The sequence below is a fragment of the Stenotrophomonas sp. BIO128-Bstrain genome (assembly GCF_030128875.1).
Taxonomy (GTDB): Bacteria; Pseudomonadota; Gammaproteobacteria; order Xanthomonadales; family Xanthomonadaceae; genus Stenotrophomonas; species Stenotrophomonas bentonitica_A.
This window is the reverse complement of the sequence record NZ_CP124620.1, coordinates 832,884-850,038: the sequence shown is the minus strand read 5'-3', so window position 1 is coordinate 850,038 and position 17,155 is coordinate 832,884. Positions and strand designations below refer to the sequence as shown.

Below are 17,155 nucleotides of genomic sequence, written 5' to 3'. Positions count from 1 at the left end.
TTCAGCCCTCCAGGCTGGGGGTGCGTGCGGCGCAATGCTCGACGTACGCTTTGATGCGGTCGAAGCCATCGGCGCCGAACCAGAACACCTTCCAGTGGCCCTGCTTGTAGCAGCCATCGGATTCGGCGTAATAGAAGTGATTGATCGGGTTGCCGTTGCGCGAGCGCCAGAACAGCTGCGGGGTTTCGTCCAGCATGACATTCCAGACCGCGCGGCCAAGGCCTTCGCCCTGCGCGTCATCCAGCACCGCGAACTTGTCCAGGTAGACCCCTTCCGCTTCATCGGTGAGGATCACCGCGGTGCGGTAGTTCTCGCTGACGTAGGCACGCAACAGCTTGGTCTTCTGGAAATAATCCGCCACCAGGGTGCGGCCGAAGCTGGATTCGATCAGCTGCTTGAGGCGCGGCAGATCGAGTTCGTCCCAGCGGGTGGCGCGCAGCACTTTCTCGCCCTTGCGCACCAGCGTGCCCGAGCCCTTGTGGGTGAACAGTTCCTTGGCCAGGTCCGCCGGGCGGGTGATGGAGACCGAGGATTCCAGCGGCAGCCGATCCAGCAGGTCCTTGATCTGTTCGATCTTGACCCGCATGCCGCCATGGATCCACGGCTGCTGCATCAGCTGGTCGTACTCGGTGGAGAGGTTGATCGAATCGATCACCTTGCCCTCTTCATCCAGCAGGCCGCCGGTGCCGGTCAGGAAGATGATCTTGTACGGCTGCAGTTCCTGCACCAGCTCGTTGGCGGCGAAATCAGCGTTGACGTTGAGGATCTGCCCGCAGCGCGTCTCGCCCAGGCTGGTGATCACCGGGATCGACCCGGCGCGCAGGCTGGCCTCGATCGGGGCCAGATTGACCTTCTTGACCTCACCGACCAGGCCGTAGGTGGCCTGGTCCAGGTACTCGGCTTCGAACACGCCCCCGGTGATCGAGGTCGCGCGCGCGCCATTCTGCTGCAGCGCTTCAACCAGTTGCAGGTTGGAGGCCTGGAACACCCGGCGCACGATCGCCAGGCCTTCGGCCGAGGTCACGCGCAGGCCGTTCACGGTCTGCTTCTCGATGCCGGCCGCCGAGAGCTCGGCGTCCAGCTGCGGGCCGGCACCATGCAGCACGATCGGGGTCAGGCCGACTTCCTGCAGGAACGACAGCGAGGAGGTCAGCGCGTCCAGGTCATCGCGCAGCACCGCGCCGCCGACCTTGACCACGGCGAAGCGTTTGGCGTCCAGCTGCGAGAAACGCTTGAGGTACTGGCTGATCTCCTTCGCGCTGGCCATGCTCGAGAGCAGGCGCACGATGGTCTGACGGGTCTGGCGGTGAGGCTGGGAAGAAGGCATTTCGATATCGTCGCAGGCGGCCGCAGCCGCGATGGGAGTTCCGTCAGTGGGGGACCACGACGGCGTCATTCGATCAGGCGCCGTGCGCGATGATGCGGTGCACGGACTCGGTGTAACGCTGCAGCTGCTCCAGCGTCACGAACTCATCGGCGGTGTGGGCCTGGGCGATGTCGCCCGGGCCGTACACCAGCGTGGTGTAACCGCCGGCCGAAAACAGCGAGGCCTCGGTCCAGAAATCCACCGCGTTGCCGATCGGGATATCCAAGGCATCGGCCACGTCACGCGCAGCCAGACGGCGGTTTTCTGCTTCGGCAATATCGCCGGCCGGGAAACTCGGCCCGCGGAAGGTCTCGGTGAACACCGCGGCCTCCGGTTCGGCAAAACCGGCAAAGGTGGTCAGCAGCGCATCGATATCCATCGACGGCAACGGGCGGAAGCCGAAACGCACTTCGGCCGCGGGTGCGATCATGTTGGCCTTGATGCCGCCTTCCACGCGCCCGATGTTGAAGCGCAGGCCGGTCAGCCCGCCAAAGCGCGCGTGCGACAGCGACTCGACGTGGTCCAGCGCGCGGTTGCCCCAGCGCATCGCCTGGTGCAAGGCACTGGCGGCCGCATCCTGCTTGCCCGAGGCATGCCCTGCGCGGCCCTTGAACTGCATCAGCACCGAGCTGATCCCACGGTGCGCGAGCACCGCTTCGCTCATCGTGGGCTCGGCGACCAGCACCGCTTCGTACGGAATGCCCCGGGCGAGGAAGGCGGCGATGCAACGCGGGTCGTTGGCCTCCTCGTCGCTGGAGAACAGGAACGCAGCATCGCCATCGCTGGCGTTGGCCGCGGCCACCAGGGCCGCCGCAGCGCCCTTGATGTCGCACACGCCCAGGCCGATCACGCGATCGTCCGCACGCCGCATCACGTGCGGGTCGGCCGTCCAATGCGGCGAGTCCGGCACGGTATCCAGGTGCACGTTGAACAGATACTTCGGCGTGCCACGCACCGCATACAGGCTGACCGCACCGTCACCATGGTCGAGCACCTCCACGTTGAACCCGGGCAGGTTCGCGCGCAGGTAATCGAAGATGCCGCCAGTGGTGATCGCACGCGGCGGGTTTCGCGTGTCGAAGGACACGAGCTGCTGCAGGTGATCGAGTGTCTGTTCAAGCATGTGTCTGAGTATCCGTAGGGTTCAACATCGGTAGTGCCGGCCGCTGGCCGGCTCTGCAATGATCCAGCCGTGCCACGAGCCGGCCAGCGGCCGGCACTACCATCCATCCATCGGCGTTGCGGGGTGCCGGCCAGGGGCCGGCACCCCGGTGCATCGCCTTAGCGGTTCACCTGCGCGTACAGGGTGGAGCTCATGCCGAACAGCTTGATGAAGCCTTCCGCTTCTTCCACGCCCCAGTCGGCCGACTGTGCATACGTGGCGCCCTTGGTGTTGAGCAGGTGCGGCGACTTCACCGCAACGGCGTCCACACGGCCACCACGGGTTTCCAGCACCACTTCGCCGTTGACCTTGGCCTGGGAGGACTTCAGGAAGGCCTCGATGTCGGTCTTGAGCGGGTCGTGGTAGAAGCCTTCGTACACCAGCTCCACCCACTTGCGCGCCACGTCCGGCTTGAAGCGGTTCTGCTGCTTGGTCAGCACCGCATCTTCCAGCGCGCGATGCGCGGCCAGCAGCGAGACCAGGCCCGGCGCTTCGAACACGATGCGGCCCTTCAGGCCGATCACGGTGTCGCCGGTGTACACGCCACGGCCCACGCCGTACGGGGCGAACAGCTTGTTGAGCTTGGCCAGGATCTGCTCACCCGGCAGCGCCTTGCCGTCCAGCTCGACCGCTTCGCCTTCGACGAACTTCAGGGTGACCGTCAGGGCCTGTTCCGGCCATTCGCTGCGCGGTGCGCACCAGCCGCGGGCACCCTCGCCCGGGGCTTCCCAACGGTCGATCTCGCCGCCGGACATGGTCAGGCCGAGCAGATTCTCGTTGATGGTGTAGGCCTGCTGCTTGGCCCGCACGCCGAAACCACGCTCTTCCAGGTACTTCTGCTCGTAGGCGCGGGTCTGGGTGTGTTCTTTCTGGATCTCGCGGATCGGCGCGACGATCTGGTAGTCGCCCAGTGCCTTCACGGCCAGGTCGAAGCGGACCTGGTCGTTGCCCATGCCGGTGCAGCCGTGGGCGATGATGTTGGTGCCCAGTTCCGCGGCGCGCTTGAGCGCGGCGTCCACGATCAGGTAACGATCCGAGACCAGCAGCGGGTACTGGCCCTGGTAGCCCTCACCGGCCCACACGAACGGCTTGACGAAACCGCTCCAGATGGCCGGGCCACCGTCGACGGTGACGTGGCTGGTGACGCCCAGTTCGGCGGCACGCTTTTCGATGAAATCGCGCTCTTCGTCATCCACGCCACCGGTATCGGCGAACACGGTGTGCACGTTGTAGCCGCGCTCCTGCAGGTAGGGCACGCAGAAGCTGGTGTCGAGTCCGCCGGAGAAGGCCAGGACGATGTCTTTCTTGCTCATGGGGGTCAGGTCCAAGTGGGAATGCGATGTGGAATGCGTTTTTCGAGGCGGTAGAGCCACGCCATGCGTGGCTGCTATTCGTTGGGCGCCGCGAAGCCACGCATGGCGTGGCTCTACGGCCGCCGTGCTGCTTATCGTCCTGCCAGCGCCGACATGATCGCCTTCTGCACATGCAGGCGGTTCTCGGCTTCGTTGATCGCGATGCACTGCGCCGAATCCATCACGCCGTCGGTCGCCTTCACGTTGCGGCGCAGCGGCAGGCAGTGGCTGAAGACACCGTTGTTGGTCAGCGCCATCTTGGCTTCGTCCACGATGAAGTGCTTGTACTGGTCGCGGATCGGCTTCTCCGGCTCCCAGTTGCCGAAGAACGGCAGCGCGCCCCAGCTCTTGGCGTAGACGACATCGGCGCCGGCGTAGGCGCTGGCGATGTCATGGCTCACCTGCAGCGAACCACCGCTCTCGGCCACGTTCTGCTCGGCCCAGCCCATGTAGCGCTCATCCAGGATGTAATCCGGGGTCGGGCACAGCAGGGTCACGTCCATGCCCATGCGGGTGGCGATGGTCAGCGCCGAGTTGGCCACGGCGGTGTTCAGCGGCTTGGGGTGGTAGGTCCAGGTCAGCACGTACTTCTTGCCGCGCAGGTCCTGGGTGCCGAAGTGTTCCTGCAGCGCCATCACATGGGCCAGTTCCTGGCACGGGTGGGTGATGGTTTCCATGTTGATCACCGGCACCGGCGAGTACTTGGCGAAGCTCTTGAGCACTTCGTCTTCGCGGTCCTTGGTCCAGTCGATGAACTTCGGGAACGCGCGCACGCCGATCAGGTCGACGTAGCGGCCCAGCACCCTGGCCACTTCGGCGATGTGCTCTTCGGTATCCCCGTCCATCACCGTGCCCAGGTTGAACTCGATCGGCCAGGCATCCTTGCCCGGCTGCAGCACGATCGCGTGGCCGCCCAGCTGGAACGCGCCCAGCTCGAAGCTGGTGCGGGTACGCATGGAGGGGTTGAAGAACACCAGGGCAATCGACTTGCCCTTGAGCTCGTCGCCCAGCTTGTTGCGCTTGAACAGCGCGGCCTGGGTCAGCAGGGCATCCAGGTCGGTGCGGCTCCAGTCCTGGGTGTTCAGGAAGTGCTTCAGGGACATCGATCGATCCTTTGCGGCTGGTTTTCCACCGTTTCCGGCGGAGGTTGGGGGCGCCGGGGCGCGGTCAGGGCTCAACAAAACACATACAGATGAAACTTTTCAGATCGCAGAAACGAAAAAACCCAGCGCGGGGGCTGGGTTTTCCGAACAGACAGCACGAAGCTCCGGTTACCCAGCGAAAATGTGGGGTTCCGGTCGGCGGGCACGCGACGTCATGCCCGTAGCCATACGGGCGGCGCTGGTGTCGTGCTGGAAGTCGGTGAGTTTCATGGCCGCCCATCTTTGCATGCACCCGGGGCGGGTGCAAGGCCTGAATGGAAATTCAGGTTGAAGGTGTCGCCGATGGGGCGACGGGAGGGGTCACGGATTGGCGCCGCCGGCCTGTTCATTGCCGACCCAGGGGGTTATCGAGACCCGGATCTTGAGCCGGTTGCCCGGATCTTCGGGCAGGCGCGAGCGGTACTTGGTGCCCTTGTAGACGTAGTCCACGTCGTAGGCGATCGGGCGCCGGAACTCACGGCCCACCGGAATGATCTTGCAGTCCCGGGTCAGCAGTGGACCGGTATTGGCCGGCGCGGCCTCCACCACGACGGTTTCCGAATAGCCACTCTCATCGGTGCTGCCATCTTCGCGGCGGAAGATCGAGCGCACCGAATCCATGAAACGTCCGAAACGACCCTTGTCTTCCTGCGGCTCTTCGCCGGTGACGTTGACCGGAGCCAGCGTGCGGGTGGAGACCGGCTCGCAGTGCTCCTCGGTACGCGTGGCGCGCAGGGTCTGGAAGACCGGCTCCACGTTGAGCACCTGGGCGTAGTCGAACTTGACGTTCTCCACGATCACCACCCGGTTGCGCACCTCACCGTCCTGGGCGCACGCCCCGAAGGCGGCACTTCCGAGCAGGCAGACCAGCGTCAACAACGAAGCGGATTTCATTGGCAACAAGGAAAAGGACAAGGGGGATAGTTTAGGCAGTGCCAGGCACAAGGGGCTGAACATTACCCTTCCGTGACGCGTATGCCCATAGGTCGGGCCCCAGCCGCGGCCCCGGGGCCCGCCTGCACGGGGCCGATCGGCTGAAGCCTTCAGCCGGCGGCCGTGGTGACGCGAACGCCTGCATGCCCTGCCCCGCATCCCCCCAAAGGCCCCGACACGTTCTAAAATCGACCGCTTACCCCCGCTCCCGACCCTCATGACCCTGCGCCTGCACAACAACCTGACACGCCAGCTCGAACCGTTTACCCCGCTCGATCCGACCTGTCCGACCCTGTATGTGTGCGGCCCCACGGTCTACAACTACGTCCACATCGGCAACGCCCGTGGCCCGGTGGTGTTCGGGGTGCTGGCCGACCTGCTCCGGCGCCGTTTCGGCGGCCTGCGCTATGCCCGCAACATCACCGACGTGGATGACAAGATCAACACGGCCGCGCGCGAGCAGCAGGTCCCGATCAGCACCATCACCGACCGCTTCGCCGCCGCCTACCGCGAGGACATGGCCGCGCTGGGCGTGGTCCCGCCGGACATCGAGCCGGAAGCCACCGCGCATATCCCGCACATCATCACGATGATCGAGCAACTGATCGCCAACGGCCACGCGTATGCGGCCGAAGGCCATGTGCTGTTCTCGGTGAGCTCCTACGCCGATTACGGCAAGCTCTCGCGCCGCGACCCGGACGAGATGCTGGCCGGCGCGCGCGTCGACGTGGCGCCTTACAAGCGCGACCCGGGCGACTTCGTGCTGTGGAAGCCATCCAGCGACGACCTGCCGGGCTGGGCATCGCCCTGGGGCCGTGGCCGCCCGGGCTGGCACATCGAGTGCTCGGCGATGGCCGCCGCGCATCTGGGGCCGACCATCGACATCCATGCCGGCGGCGTGGACCTGCAGTTCCCGCACCATGAGAACGAGATCGCGCAGAGCGAGTGCGCGCACGGCGGGCAGACGTTCGCCCGGTTCTGGCTGCACAACGGCATGCTCAACTTCGGCGGCGCCAAGATGAGCAAGTCGATCGGCAACATCGAGCGCGTGCACGACCTGGTCCGCCAGCATGCCCCCGAGGCGCTGCGCTATGCGCTGCTGTCGGCCCACTACCGCCAGCCGCTGGACTGGTCCGACGCGCTGATCGAGCAGTCGGTCCGTACGCTGGACCGCCTGTACGGCACCCTGCGCGACCTGGTCGACGTGGCGGCCGCTGCGGTGATTCCGGCCGAGATCGAGGCCGCGCTGGATGACGACCTCAACACGCCGCAGGCACTGGCCGAGCTGGCCCGCATCGCCGGCGAGGCACGCAGGGCCGGCGACGCCGACAAGGCGCACTGGAAATCCGCCCTGCTCGGCGCCGGTCTGGCGCTGGGCCTGCTGCAGCAGGCGCCGGCCGCCTGGTTCGGTACTGCAGGCGGCACCGATGACGATGCGGCCATCCAGGCCCTGATCGACGAACGCGCCGCCGCCAAGCAGGCGCGTGACTTCGCCCGCGCCGATGCGATCCGTGACCAGCTGGCTGCCGAAGGCATCGTGCTGGAAGACACCGCCCAGGGCGTGCGCTGGTCGCGCAAACGCTGAACGACCGCCCGGCTGACCGTCGGGCGCTGCCAGACACTGCCCGGACCGCCGGGCGTCGCCACGACACAGGCCCGGCCACGGACGGCCAGGCTGCTTCCCCCGCAAACGCACGGTCACCCACGGACGGCGAACACCGACCCGGAGCCCCCATGACCCCCACCTCCCCGTTCCCGCTCGAACCCACCGCCGCCGAAGCCCAGGCTGCCATCGCCGAGGAATTCGCGTTCTTCGGTGACTGGTCCGAGCGCTACCAGTACCTGATCGACCTGGGCCGCAAGCTGCCCACCTTCCCGGAAGAATGGAAAACCGAAGCGCACCGCCTGCTCGGTTGCCAGTCCATGGTCTGGATCGTGCCGGAGGGCAACGCCGAGGCCCTGCGCTTCCACGCGATCAGTGATTCGGCGATCGTCTCCGGGCTGATCTACCTGGCCCTGCGCGTGTACTCGGGCCGTTCCGCTGCCGAGATCCTGGCCACCGAGCCGAGCTACATCCAGGACATCGGGCTGTCGCGTCACCTATCGCCGACCCGCAGCAACGGCGTGGCGGCGATGCTGGCCTTCATCCGCGACACCGCGCAAGCGCAGTCGTGACGCTCTCCGCCGATCCGCAGGAGCCCGACAGCGCCCTGCAACTGCTGGCCCGCCCGGGCTTTTCGCTGGTGCTGGCGTATCGCATCTTCGCGATGCTCTCCTACCAGATCGTCGCGGTGACGGTCGGTTGGCACATCTACGAAGTCACCCGCAATCCGTTCTCGCTGGGCCTGATCGGCCTGGCCGAGGTACTGCCATTCTTCTGCGTGGCGCCATTTGCCGGCTACCTGGTCGACCACCTGCCCCGCCGCCGGCTGGGCATGGTCGCCTGCAGCGGGCTGGTGATGACCGCGCTGGTGCTCACCGCGGTGGCCCAGGGTTGGCTGCCGTTCCACGGGGTGTGGCCGATCTACGCGGCGATCGCACTGACCGGCATGGTCCGCGCGTTCCTCTCGCCGATCTACAACGCGCTGTTCGCCCGTGTGCTGGAGCGCACCCAGTACGCGCGCGGCGCGGGCCTGGGCGCGGTGGTGTTCCAAGCGGGGATGGTGGCCGGCCCCGCGCTGGGCGGCGTGCTGGTGGCCTGGGGCGGCAAGGGGGTGGCCTACGGCGTAGCGGTCGGCGTGTCGCTGATCGCGCTGGGCTGCCTGGCGGCGCTGCGTGTCTCCGAGCCGGTGCATACGGGCCCGGCGGCGCCGATCTTCAAGAGCATCGCCGAGGGCGGCCGCTTCGTGCTGGGCAACCGGATCATGGTCGGGGCGATGGCGCTGGACATGTTCTCGGTGCTGCTCGGCGGGGTGGTGGCGATGCTGCCGGCGTTCCTGCACGAGATCCTCCACCACGGCCCGGAAGGCCTGGGCGTGCTGCGTGCGGCGCCGGCGCTGGGCTCGGTGTGCGTGGGCCTGTGGCTGGCGCGTCGCCCGTTGCAGCGCAATGCGGGGCGCGTGCTGTTGTTCGCGGTGGCCGGTTTCGGGCTGTGCGTGATCGGGTTCGGGTTGTCGTCGAATTTCTGGTTGTCGGCGGCGATCCTGCTGTTCTACGGTGCCTTCGATGGTGTCTCGGTGGTGGTGCGTTCGACGATTCTGCAGTTGGCGACGCCGGAGGAGATGCGCGGGCGGGTGTCGTCGATCAATGGCATTTTCATCAGTTCGTCCAATGAGCTGGGCGCGTTCTATGCGGGCACGATGGCGAAGTTGTTGGGGCTGGTCCCGGCGGTGGTGCTGGGCGGCTTTGCGGTGTTGAGCGTGGCCGGCATCACGGCGTGGAAGAATCCGACGCTGCGGCGGTTGAATCTGCGCGATCTGCATTGAGGATACTGCCAAAAAAAACCCGGCCGAAGCCGGGTTTTTTCGTAGAACACCAACGCCAACAGCGCGATCAGTCGCCCTGCTGCTTCTGCAGGTGCTCCCAACGCTCCTGCGCATCGATCGTGCGCTCAGCGGTCAAACGGGCTTCCAGACGATCCAGACCGATCTCTTCGCCGGTATCCACGCAGAAACCGTAGTCACCGTCTTCCAGACGCTTCAGCGTGCTGTTGATCTTGCCGATCAGCTTGCGGTAACGATCACGGGTACGCAGTTCCAGCGAGTTCTCGGTCTCGCGGGTGGCGCGCTCGGCCTCATCGCCGATGTCACGCACTTCTTCCTGCAGATTCGCGATGGTCTGCTTGGATTCCTCGACCAGATCATTGCGCCAGTGCTGCAGGCGCTGGCGGAAGTACTCCAGCTGCAGCGGGCTCATGTATTCCTCTTCCGCGCTCGGCTTGTAACCGTCGGGCAGGATCGGACGACCGGTGGCTTCGTCAGTCTTGTATTCCACCACCTTCACCTTGGTGCGCGGGGCCGGGGCGGCCGAACGCGCTGCCACGGCAACGGCGACCTTGCCGACCGGGCGGGACACGGGCTTGGGGGCGGACTCGGACTTGGCGGGGGTTTTTGCAGGCGATTTCGAAACGGGCACGGGATTCTTGTTTTGCGGGGCCTTGGAGGCGGGGGCGGCTGCGACCGGCGCCGGCGCGGAGGCCGGAGGGGTGACAGGTTTGGCCGCGCTCTTGGCCGGGACAGACTTGGCCGGGGCCGGCGATGCCGGCTTCGGTGCGGACTTCACTACGGGTGCTGCAACCGGCTTGGCGGCCGGCTTGGATGCCACGGGCTTGCTGGCGGTCTTGCTGGCCTTCACCGGCGTGGCCGGTGCCTGCTTGACCGCGGTCTTCTTCGCCGGTGCCGGCTTGGATGCCGATTTGGCGGCAGCAGGCGTCACGGTCTTCTTGGCCGCCGTCTTGCTGGCAGCGGTTTTCTTGACGGGCGCTTTGCTCACCGGCTTGCCCGCCGCGCGCTTGGCGGGCGTGGCAACCGGCTTGGCGACCGTCGACTTCTTGGCAACGACCTTCTTGGCGACGGTCTTCCTGGCCACCACCGTCTTGGCAGCAGGCTTCTTGGCGACCGCCTTCTTGACGGCTTTGGCGGGCGACTTGCTGGCCGCCTTCTTGACGGGTGCCGTCCTGGCAGCCGGTTGTTTGGATGCAGGCTTGCCCGCCGGCTTGGCGGCCGGCTTCTTGGCAACGGACTTGGCCGCCAACTTCTTTACAACAGGCTTGGCGGTTTTCTTGGCGGCCTTGACGGCCTTCTTTGCAGTTTTTTTAGCAGCCACGAAACGCTCTTCCTTGGATTCCCCGGGGCCCGGGAAAGCGGGCCTTTATAGCCTACCCGACCAGCAGCAGCAACCACACCGCCTACTCCGTTCAGCCCCGGAGTCGCAAGGCGTGCGACCGGTCCACCTGGCTGGCGGGCCGACGTGCGCAGTTCGGTACCTGACCCGGCGACACCGCCGGGGCGGCCCGTCGCGCGCGTGGGTGCGGACGGGTCCAACGCCCCATCCTGCGACAAATGCGGCCTTCATGCCAACTGGAATAAGATTGGGGGGTGATCTCACGCCTGCTCATCGCCCTGCTGCGCTTCTACAAGCGCTTCATCAGCCCGCTGCTGGGGCCGCGTTGCCGCTTCATGCCCAGCTGTTCTGAATACGCCATGCAAGCCATCGCCACCCATGGCCCCGCGCGCGGCAGCTGGCTGGCCGCGCGCCGGCTGGGCCGCTGCCATCCCTTCCATCCCGGCGGTATCGACGAGGTGCCGCCGCGCGCCGCGCACGACGCCGCCTGCCGCTGCACAGGAAAACACTGAATGTCCTCCACGCTCATCGTCAACGCCCGCCTGGTCAACGAAGGCACCATCACCCAGGGCGACCTGCGCATCGAAGATGGCCGCATCGCGCAGATCGGCCCCGGCCTGGACGCCCGTCCGGGCGAAACCGTGGTCGATGCCGCCGGCCGCTGGCTGCTGCCCGGCATGATCGACGACCAGGTCCATTTCCGTGAGCCCGGCCTGACCCACAAGGGCGACATCGCGACCGAATCGGCCGCGGCCGTCGCCGGGGGCCTGACCAGCTTCATGGACATGCCCAACACCAACCCGCCCACGCTCAATGCCGAGATCCTGCAGGCCAAGTACGATGCCGCCGCCGGCCGTGCACGCGCCAACTACGGGTTCTACATGGGCGCCAGCAACGACAACCTGGCCCACATCCAGTCGCTGGACCCCAAGACGGCGCCGGGCATCAAGGTCTTCATGGGTGCCTCCACCGGCAACATGTTGGTGGACAACCCGGAAACGCTCGATGCGATCTTCCGCGATGCGCCCACGCCGATCATCACGCACTGCGAAGACACGCCGATGATCGACGCCAAGGCCAAGGAGTACGCCGAGAAGTACGGTGATGCCCTCAGTGCCGAGCAGCACCCGGACATCCGCTCGCGCGAGGCCTGCCTGAAGTCCTCCGAGCTGGCCGTGTCGCTGGCGAAGAAGCATGGCACCCGCCTGCACGTGCTGCACATCTCCACCGCCGATGAGCTGGCCCTGTTCGAACGTGGCCCGCTGATCCGCGCCGATGGCAGCCGCAAGCAGATCACCGCCGAAACCTGCATCCATTTCCTGCGCTTTGACCGCAGCGATTACGCGCGCCTGGGCAACCTGATCAAGTGCAACCCGGCGATCAAGGAAGCCAGCGACCGCGAGGCGCTGACCCGCGCCGTGGCCGATGACGTGATCGACGTGCTCGCCACCGATCATGCGCCGCACACCTGGGAAGAGAAGCAGAAGCCCTACGCACAGGCGCCGTCCGGGCTGCCGCTGGTGCAGTACGCGCTCGTGGCCGCGCTGGAGCTGGTGCACGAAGGCAAGCTGGAGATCACCCAGGTCGTGCAGAAGTTCGCGCATGCGCCGGCGCAGCTGTTCGACGTCAGCCAGCGCGGTTACCTGCGCGAGGGCTACTTTGCCGATCTGGTGCTGGTCGAAGACGTGCCCTTCACCGTCAAGCGTGAAGACGTGCTCTCCAAGTGCGGCTGGTCGCCGTTCGAGGGCACCACCTTCCGCTCGCGCATCGCCTCGACCTGGGTCAACGGGCAGTTGGCATGGGATGGCGAGAAGCTGGTGGGCTCGCCGAATGGCCAGCGCATGAGCTTCGACCGCTGATGCGGGCACGGTTGTTGAGTGCGGCCCTGGCGGCCACCGGCGTCGCGGCGATGGGCAGTCTGCTGCCCTCGCCCGTCATGGCCCAGGCCGAGGCGCGCGTGGTGTTCCCGGCCAGTGCCTCGCAGGGCGCGATGGTGATTGGCAAGGTGCCGGCCGGCAGCGTCGTGCAGTACGGCGGCCGCACCCTGCGCGTGAGCGGGTACGGCAGCGTGGTGTTCGGCATCGGCCGCGATGAGAAGGGCCCGCTGCAGGTGCAGGTGAAGCGCCCGGACGGCGGCAGCGAGACGGTCAGCATTGCGGTCACCCCCCGCGACTGGCCGACCGAGCGGGTCAACGGCGTACCGCCGAAAACGGTCAATCCGCCCCCGGCGATCGCCGAGCGGATCAAGCGTGAGCAGGCCCAGGTCACCGCCGCGCGTGCCCGCGATGACAACCGCGCCGACTTCGCACAGGCCTTCATCTGGCCGGTCCAGGGCCGGATCAGCGGCCGCTTCGGCAATGCGCGCGTCTACAACGGGCAGCCCGGCTCAGGCCATTCGGGCATGGACATCGCGGTGCCGACCGGCACCCCGGTGAAGGCACCGGCGGCGGGCGTGGTCACCTTCGCCGGCCCCGACCTGTATCTGACCGGTGGCACGCTGCTGCTCGATCACGGCTTCGGGATCAGCTCGAACTTCCTGCACCTGTCGCGTATCGACGTGAAGGTCGGCGACCGCGTTGAACAGGGTCAGGTGATTGCCGCCGTGGGCGCGACCGGCCGCGCGACCGGGCCGCACCTGCATTGGGGCATGAACTGGTTCGATACCCGCATCGATCCGCTGCTGGTGCTGGAACGGAAGTAACGCTGTGGTGGGTGCTGATCCTGGTCGGCACGATCGCACAGAGCGTGCGGACCAAGGTCCGCACCCGCCAGAAACAGTCAGCCGCGCGCCGCCCACCAGGCCAGCCACAGCGTACGCATCGGCGTGGCCTGGTACTGGCGGTCCTGCGCCCAGGTCTTCTGCCGGGCGCGCGCCAAGGCGGCGTATAGACGGCGCGGGCGCGGGCCTGCGACCCGGGCCGGCCACTTCGCCAGCAGCTGCTGCGCCCACCGGCGTGGCGCGGCGCTGTCGTCCTCGGCCAGCAGCGAACGCGGAATGGCCGCGACGCCACTCTCGTGCAGGCGCTGGGCCAGGGTCTGCACCAGCACCGGGGTGGCGACATCGCCACGCGCCGGCGTCTGGAACATCACCGCTTCCACCGCGGCCACTGCGGCCGCATAGGCCTGCAATGACCGCAGCGCCTGGGCCGGATCAACCGGTACCGCGCGCGCTTCGATCAGGTCCGGCAGGGTATCTGCCAGCTGCGCCCACGGCGCGCGGACCGGCTCGAGCACCCGGCCGAGCGGATGGCGCGAGCGCTGCACGGACCAGCTGCGCAGTTCCTCGCCCCACCACGCCAGCTTGGCGTCGGAGGGCATCGGGTCGCCGGCGGTGTTGAGGATGTCGTCGAACTCCTGCAGCAGCGAGAACCACGCCACCACCAGGGTGCGCTGGCGCTCGGGAACGAAGCGTTCGGCCACCTGCCACTCGGGCCAGCGGGTCCGCCACTTGTCCCGGAAACTGTCCAGGGCGCTGGAAGTACTCACGATGTATTCCTTGAAAGGCTAGAGCGTGCGCGGAAGCGGCCACGCCTTGGCATGTTGCAGGTGTTCGGGCAGTGCGACGAGGGTATCGGCACCCCACGCCAGCGGATCGTCGGCGTCCAGCCGGTAGCCCCACAACGCGGCGACCGAGGCCATGCCGGCGGCGTTGGCGGCGACGATGTCGCGCTCGTCATCGCCCACATAGACACAGGTGCCCGGGGCGATGCCCATGCGTTCGGCGGCGATCAGCAGCGGCAGCGGATGCGGCTTGCGCTGGGCCAGGGTATCGCCGCCGATCAGCACCTTGCAGCGCTGTTCCCAGCCCAGCTGCGGCACGATCAGCCGGGCCAGGTATTCGGGCTTGTTGGTGACGATGCCCCAGGCACAGCCGGCCGCATCAAGCGCCTCGAGCATGCCGGCGATGCCGTCGAACAACACGGCGTGCTGGCCGATCAGGCCTTCGTAGCGCTCCAGGAACTCCGGCACCAGCGCATCGCGCTCGACCTGCCCCAGCGCGGGGAACGCCACCGAGACCATCGCACGCGAGCCTTTGGAGACCACCGGGCGCAGCGCGTCCAGGGTGATCGGCGCGCGCCCGCGGGCGGCCAGCATCGCATTGGCGGTGGCCAGCATGTCCGGCGCGCTGTCCAGCAGGGTGCCGTCCAGATCGAACAGCACCGCCGGCGGGAAACCGGCCTCAGACACGTGCGACGTCGTCCGGCTTGACCGCGTGGGCCAGGTAATTGATGTCGGTGCGCGTGCTCAGGCGGGCACGGTTGCGCCACGGCTCATAGGCCATGCCGCTGACATCGCGCAGGTCGAAATCGGCCTCGCGCAGCCACTTGCCCAGCTCGGCCGGCTTGATGAAATCCTGGTAGTGGTGCGTGCCTTTGGGCAGCAACCGCGCCACGTACTCGGCGCCGACAATCGCCACGGCGAACGCGGCCGGGGTGCGGTTGACGGTGGAGAGGAACAGCTGGCCGCCGGGCTTGAGCAGGCGGTGGCAGGCGGCGATGATCGCGCCCGGGTCCGGCACGTGCTCGAGCATTTCCATACAGGTGACCACGTCGAAGCTGCCCGGCTGTTCGGCGGCCAGGTCTTCAGCGGCCTGCACGCGGTAGTCGACGGTGACGCCGGTCTCCAACCCGTGCAGGCGTGCGACCTTGACCAGCTCCGGGGCCAGGTCGATCGCGGTCACGTCCGCGCCTTCCTTGGCCAGCGCTTCGCTGAGCAGGCCGCCACCGCAGCCGATATCCAGCACGCGGGCGCCGCGCAGGGTCACGCGCCGGGCGACGTACTGCAGGCGCACCGGGTTCAGGGCATGCAGCGGCTTCTGCGGGCCGTCGACGTCCCACCAGCGGTTGGCGAGGGCGGCGAACTTGTCCAGTTCGGCCTGATCGAAATTGGTGGACGCATGGGGGGTGTTCATGGGGATCCTTGGTGCATCAAGCACGGATGTGTCGGATACGCTCGCGCCACTGGCGCGCGTTGGCGACGATCGCCGCGGTGTCCATGCCGACCAGTTCGCGCTGGACCAGCTTGGGCTGGCCGGCGATCCAGACATCGCTGACCTGATGGCGGCCGGCGGCATACACAAGCTGCGAGAGCACATGGTGCAGCGGTTGGGTTTCCAGTGCGGACAGGTCCACGCAGACCAGATCGGCCTGCTTGCCGACTTCGATCGAGCCGATGCGGTCACCGAAGCCCAGCGCGCGCGCGCCGCCCAGCGTGGCCGCACGCAGCGTGGTGGCCGCGTCCAGCGCGGTCGCGTCATTGGCGACGGCCTTGGCCAGGATCGCCGCAGTGCGGTTCTCGCTGAACATGTCCAGGTCGTTGTTGCTGGCGCAGCCGTCGGTGCCGATCGCCAGGTTCACGCCCGCACGCTGCAGCGCGCACGCCGGGCAGAAGCCGGAGGCCAGCTTGAGGTTGGATTCCGGGCAGTGCACCACGCTCACGCCGCGCTCGGCGCACAGGTGGATTTCGGCCTCGGTCAGCTGGGTCATGTGCACGGCGATCAGGCGGTCGTTGACCAGGCCCAGCCGGTCCAGGCGCGCCAGCGGGCGCTGGCCGTGCAGCTTGAGCGAGTCGCTGATTTCCTGCGCGGTTTCATGCGTGTGCAGGTGGACCTGCATGTCCAGCTGGTCGGACAGCATGCGCACGCGCTCGAAATTGGCGTCGTTGACGGTATACGGCGCATGCGGCGCGAACGAGGTGCCGATCAGCGGATCGTTGCGCCACTGGTCGTGCAGTTCGCCGGCCTTGGCGAAGTACTCGTCGTCGGTCTTGGCCCAGGCAGTCGGGAAATCGATGATCACCGCGCCGACCAGCGCACGGAACCCGTGCTGCTTGTAGACGGCGGCCTGGACGTCGGAGAAGAAGTAGTTCTCGTTGGCGCAGGTGGTGCCGCCGCGCAGCATCTCGGCGATGGCCAGGGTGGTGCCGTCGGCCACGAATTCCGGTCCGATCACCGCCGCTTCCACCGGCCAGATGTGCTGCTTCAACCAGACCATCAACGGCAGGTCGTCAGCGACGCCCCGCAGCAGGGTCATCGGGTTGTGGGTGTGCGCGTTGACCAGGCCCGGCATCAGCGCCGCATCGGGGCGCGAGACGGTCTGCTTCGGGGCAAAACGCGCACGCGCCTCGGCCCGCGGCAGGATCGCGATGATCTCGCTGCCACGCACGGCCACGGCATGGTCTTCCAGCACCACCGCATGCGGTTCGATCGGGACCACGTAACCGGCTTCGATCAACAGGTCACAGGCTTCGGGAATGCGGGCGGTGTCGGTCATGCGTGCTCACTGTGCTGGGCGGACGACCCGAAGGCGTGGGCGACCGGGACGCTTGGGGGGTAGAGCCGACCGTTGGTCGGCTTTACCGGGTGCGGTGACCGGTGGGTACCGCAGCCGACCAACGGTCGGCTCTACACGGTGCGGTG

The 17,155-nt window shown here is 67.2% G+C and carries 16 protein-coding genes; 6 read left to right on the top strand and 10 right to left on the bottom strand.

The annotated features are described in order from the left end of the window. Window position 1: 1 nt before the first annotated feature. The 5 genes from POS15_RS03850 to POS15_RS03830 all read right to left on the bottom strand — a co-directional run bounded on the left by POS15_RS03850 (window position 2) and on the right by POS15_RS03830 (window position 5,916). The gene (locus tag POS15_RS03850) at window positions 2-1,327 is read right to left on the bottom strand and encodes an acetylglutamate kinase (RefSeq protein WP_046273198.1); all 1,326 of its coding nucleotides are present in this window, start codon (window positions 1,325-1,327) and stop codon (window positions 2-4) included. A 73-nt stretch (window positions 1,328-1,400) separates the two neighbouring features. Next, window positions 1,401-2,489 (bottom strand): acetylornithine deacetylase, encoded by a 1,089-nt coding sequence (locus POS15_RS03845; protein ID WP_019182835.1) that lies wholly within the window; start codon window positions 2,487-2,489, stop codon window positions 1,401-1,403. 158 nt (window positions 2,490-2,647) lie between these two features. After that, window positions 2,648-3,841 (bottom strand): argininosuccinate synthase, encoded by a 1,194-nt coding sequence (locus tag POS15_RS03840; RefSeq protein ID WP_019182834.1) that lies wholly within the window; start codon window positions 3,839-3,841, stop codon window positions 2,648-2,650. Between the two features lie 131 nt (window positions 3,842-3,972). Next, on the bottom strand, window positions 3,973-4,983 hold the full coding sequence (locus POS15_RS03835; protein WP_019182833.1) for an N-acetylornithine carbamoyltransferase: 1,011 nt from the start codon (window positions 4,981-4,983) through the stop codon (window positions 3,973-3,975). A 360-nt stretch (window positions 4,984-5,343) separates the two neighbouring features. Beyond that, on the bottom strand, window positions 5,344-5,916 hold the full coding sequence (locus tag POS15_RS03830; RefSeq protein WP_070425542.1) for a hypothetical protein: 573 nt from the start codon (window positions 5,914-5,916) through the stop codon (window positions 5,344-5,346). Window positions 5,917-6,172: 256 nt separating this feature from the next. Between POS15_RS03830 and cysS the strand changes: the two genes are divergently transcribed. The 3 genes from cysS to POS15_RS03815 all read left to right on the top strand — a co-directional run bounded on the left by cysS (window position 6,173) and on the right by POS15_RS03815 (window position 9,380). Then, window positions 6,173-7,540 (top strand): cysteine--tRNA ligase, encoded by a 1,368-nt coding sequence (cysS, locus tag POS15_RS03825; RefSeq protein ID WP_284129023.1) that lies wholly within the window; start codon window positions 6,173-6,175, stop codon window positions 7,538-7,540. Between the two features lie 149 nt (window positions 7,541-7,689). Further along, window positions 7,690-8,130, top strand: a complete 441-nt coding sequence (locus POS15_RS03820; RefSeq protein WP_070470164.1) for a SufE family protein — start codon at window positions 7,690-7,692, stop codon at window positions 8,128-8,130. Further along, window positions 8,127-9,380 (top strand): MFS transporter, encoded by a 1,254-nt coding sequence (locus POS15_RS03815; RefSeq protein WP_046273203.1) that lies wholly within the window; start codon window positions 8,127-8,129, stop codon window positions 9,378-9,380. The genes POS15_RS03820 and POS15_RS03815 overlap by 4 nt, the downstream gene beginning before the upstream one ends. A 67-nt stretch (window positions 9,381-9,447) precedes the next feature. Here POS15_RS03815 and dksA read toward each other — a convergent pair whose 3' ends face one another. Beyond that, window positions 9,448-10,719 (bottom strand): RNA polymerase-binding protein DksA, encoded by a 1,272-nt coding sequence (gene dksA / locus POS15_RS03810; RefSeq protein ID WP_284129022.1) that lies wholly within the window; start codon window positions 10,717-10,719, stop codon window positions 9,448-9,450. Window positions 10,720-10,991: 272 nt separating this feature from the next. Here dksA and yidD point away from each other — a divergent pair, with 272 nt between their 5' ends. The 3 genes from yidD to POS15_RS03795 are packed head-to-tail and all read left to right on the top strand — an operon-like array spanning window position 10,992 to window position 13,438. Then, window positions 10,992-11,249 (top strand): membrane protein insertion efficiency factor YidD, encoded by a 258-nt coding sequence (gene yidD / locus POS15_RS03805; protein WP_019182827.1) that lies wholly within the window; start codon window positions 10,992-10,994, stop codon window positions 11,247-11,249. Then, window positions 11,250-12,596, top strand: coding sequence for a dihydroorotase (locus POS15_RS03800; protein ID WP_046273205.1), 1,347 nt, complete (start codon window positions 11,250-11,252; stop codon window positions 12,594-12,596). Beyond that, window positions 12,596-13,438 (top strand): M23 family metallopeptidase, encoded by an 843-nt coding sequence (locus tag POS15_RS03795; RefSeq protein WP_026069721.1) that lies wholly within the window; start codon window positions 12,596-12,598, stop codon window positions 13,436-13,438. The genes POS15_RS03800 and POS15_RS03795 overlap by 1 nt, the downstream gene beginning before the upstream one ends. Before the next feature lie 77 nt (window positions 13,439-13,515). Here POS15_RS03795 and POS15_RS03790 read toward each other — a convergent pair whose 3' ends face one another. Genes POS15_RS03790 through POS15_RS03775 form a run of 4 tightly spaced genes read right to left on the bottom strand, consistent with a single transcriptional unit; the run spans window position 13,516 to window position 17,009 of the window. Continuing rightward, window positions 13,516-14,223, bottom strand: a complete 708-nt coding sequence (locus tag POS15_RS03790; protein ID WP_284129021.1) for a squalene/phytoene synthase family protein — start codon at window positions 14,221-14,223, stop codon at window positions 13,516-13,518. A gap of 18 nt (window positions 14,224-14,241) precedes the next feature. Continuing rightward, complete coding sequence (locus POS15_RS03785) at window positions 14,242-14,925, bottom strand: phosphoglycolate phosphatase (protein WP_284129020.1); 684 nt, start codon at window positions 14,923-14,925, stop codon at window positions 14,242-14,244. Next, window positions 14,918-15,649 carry a bifunctional 2-polyprenyl-6-hydroxyphenol methylase/3-demethylubiquinol 3-O-methyltransferase UbiG gene (gene ubiG, locus POS15_RS03780; RefSeq protein ID WP_284129019.1) on the bottom strand — a complete coding sequence of 244 codons (732 nt, stop codon included), beginning with the start codon at window positions 15,647-15,649 and terminating at the stop codon, window positions 14,918-14,920. The genes POS15_RS03785 and ubiG overlap by 8 nt, the downstream gene beginning before the upstream one ends. 16 nt (window positions 15,650-15,665) lie before the next feature. Then, the gene (locus tag POS15_RS03775; RefSeq protein ID WP_284129018.1) at window positions 15,666-17,009 is read right to left on the bottom strand and encodes a TRZ/ATZ family hydrolase; all 1,344 of its coding nucleotides are present in this window, start codon (window positions 17,007-17,009) and stop codon (window positions 15,666-15,668) included. Window positions 17,010-17,155: the final 146 nt, after the last annotated feature.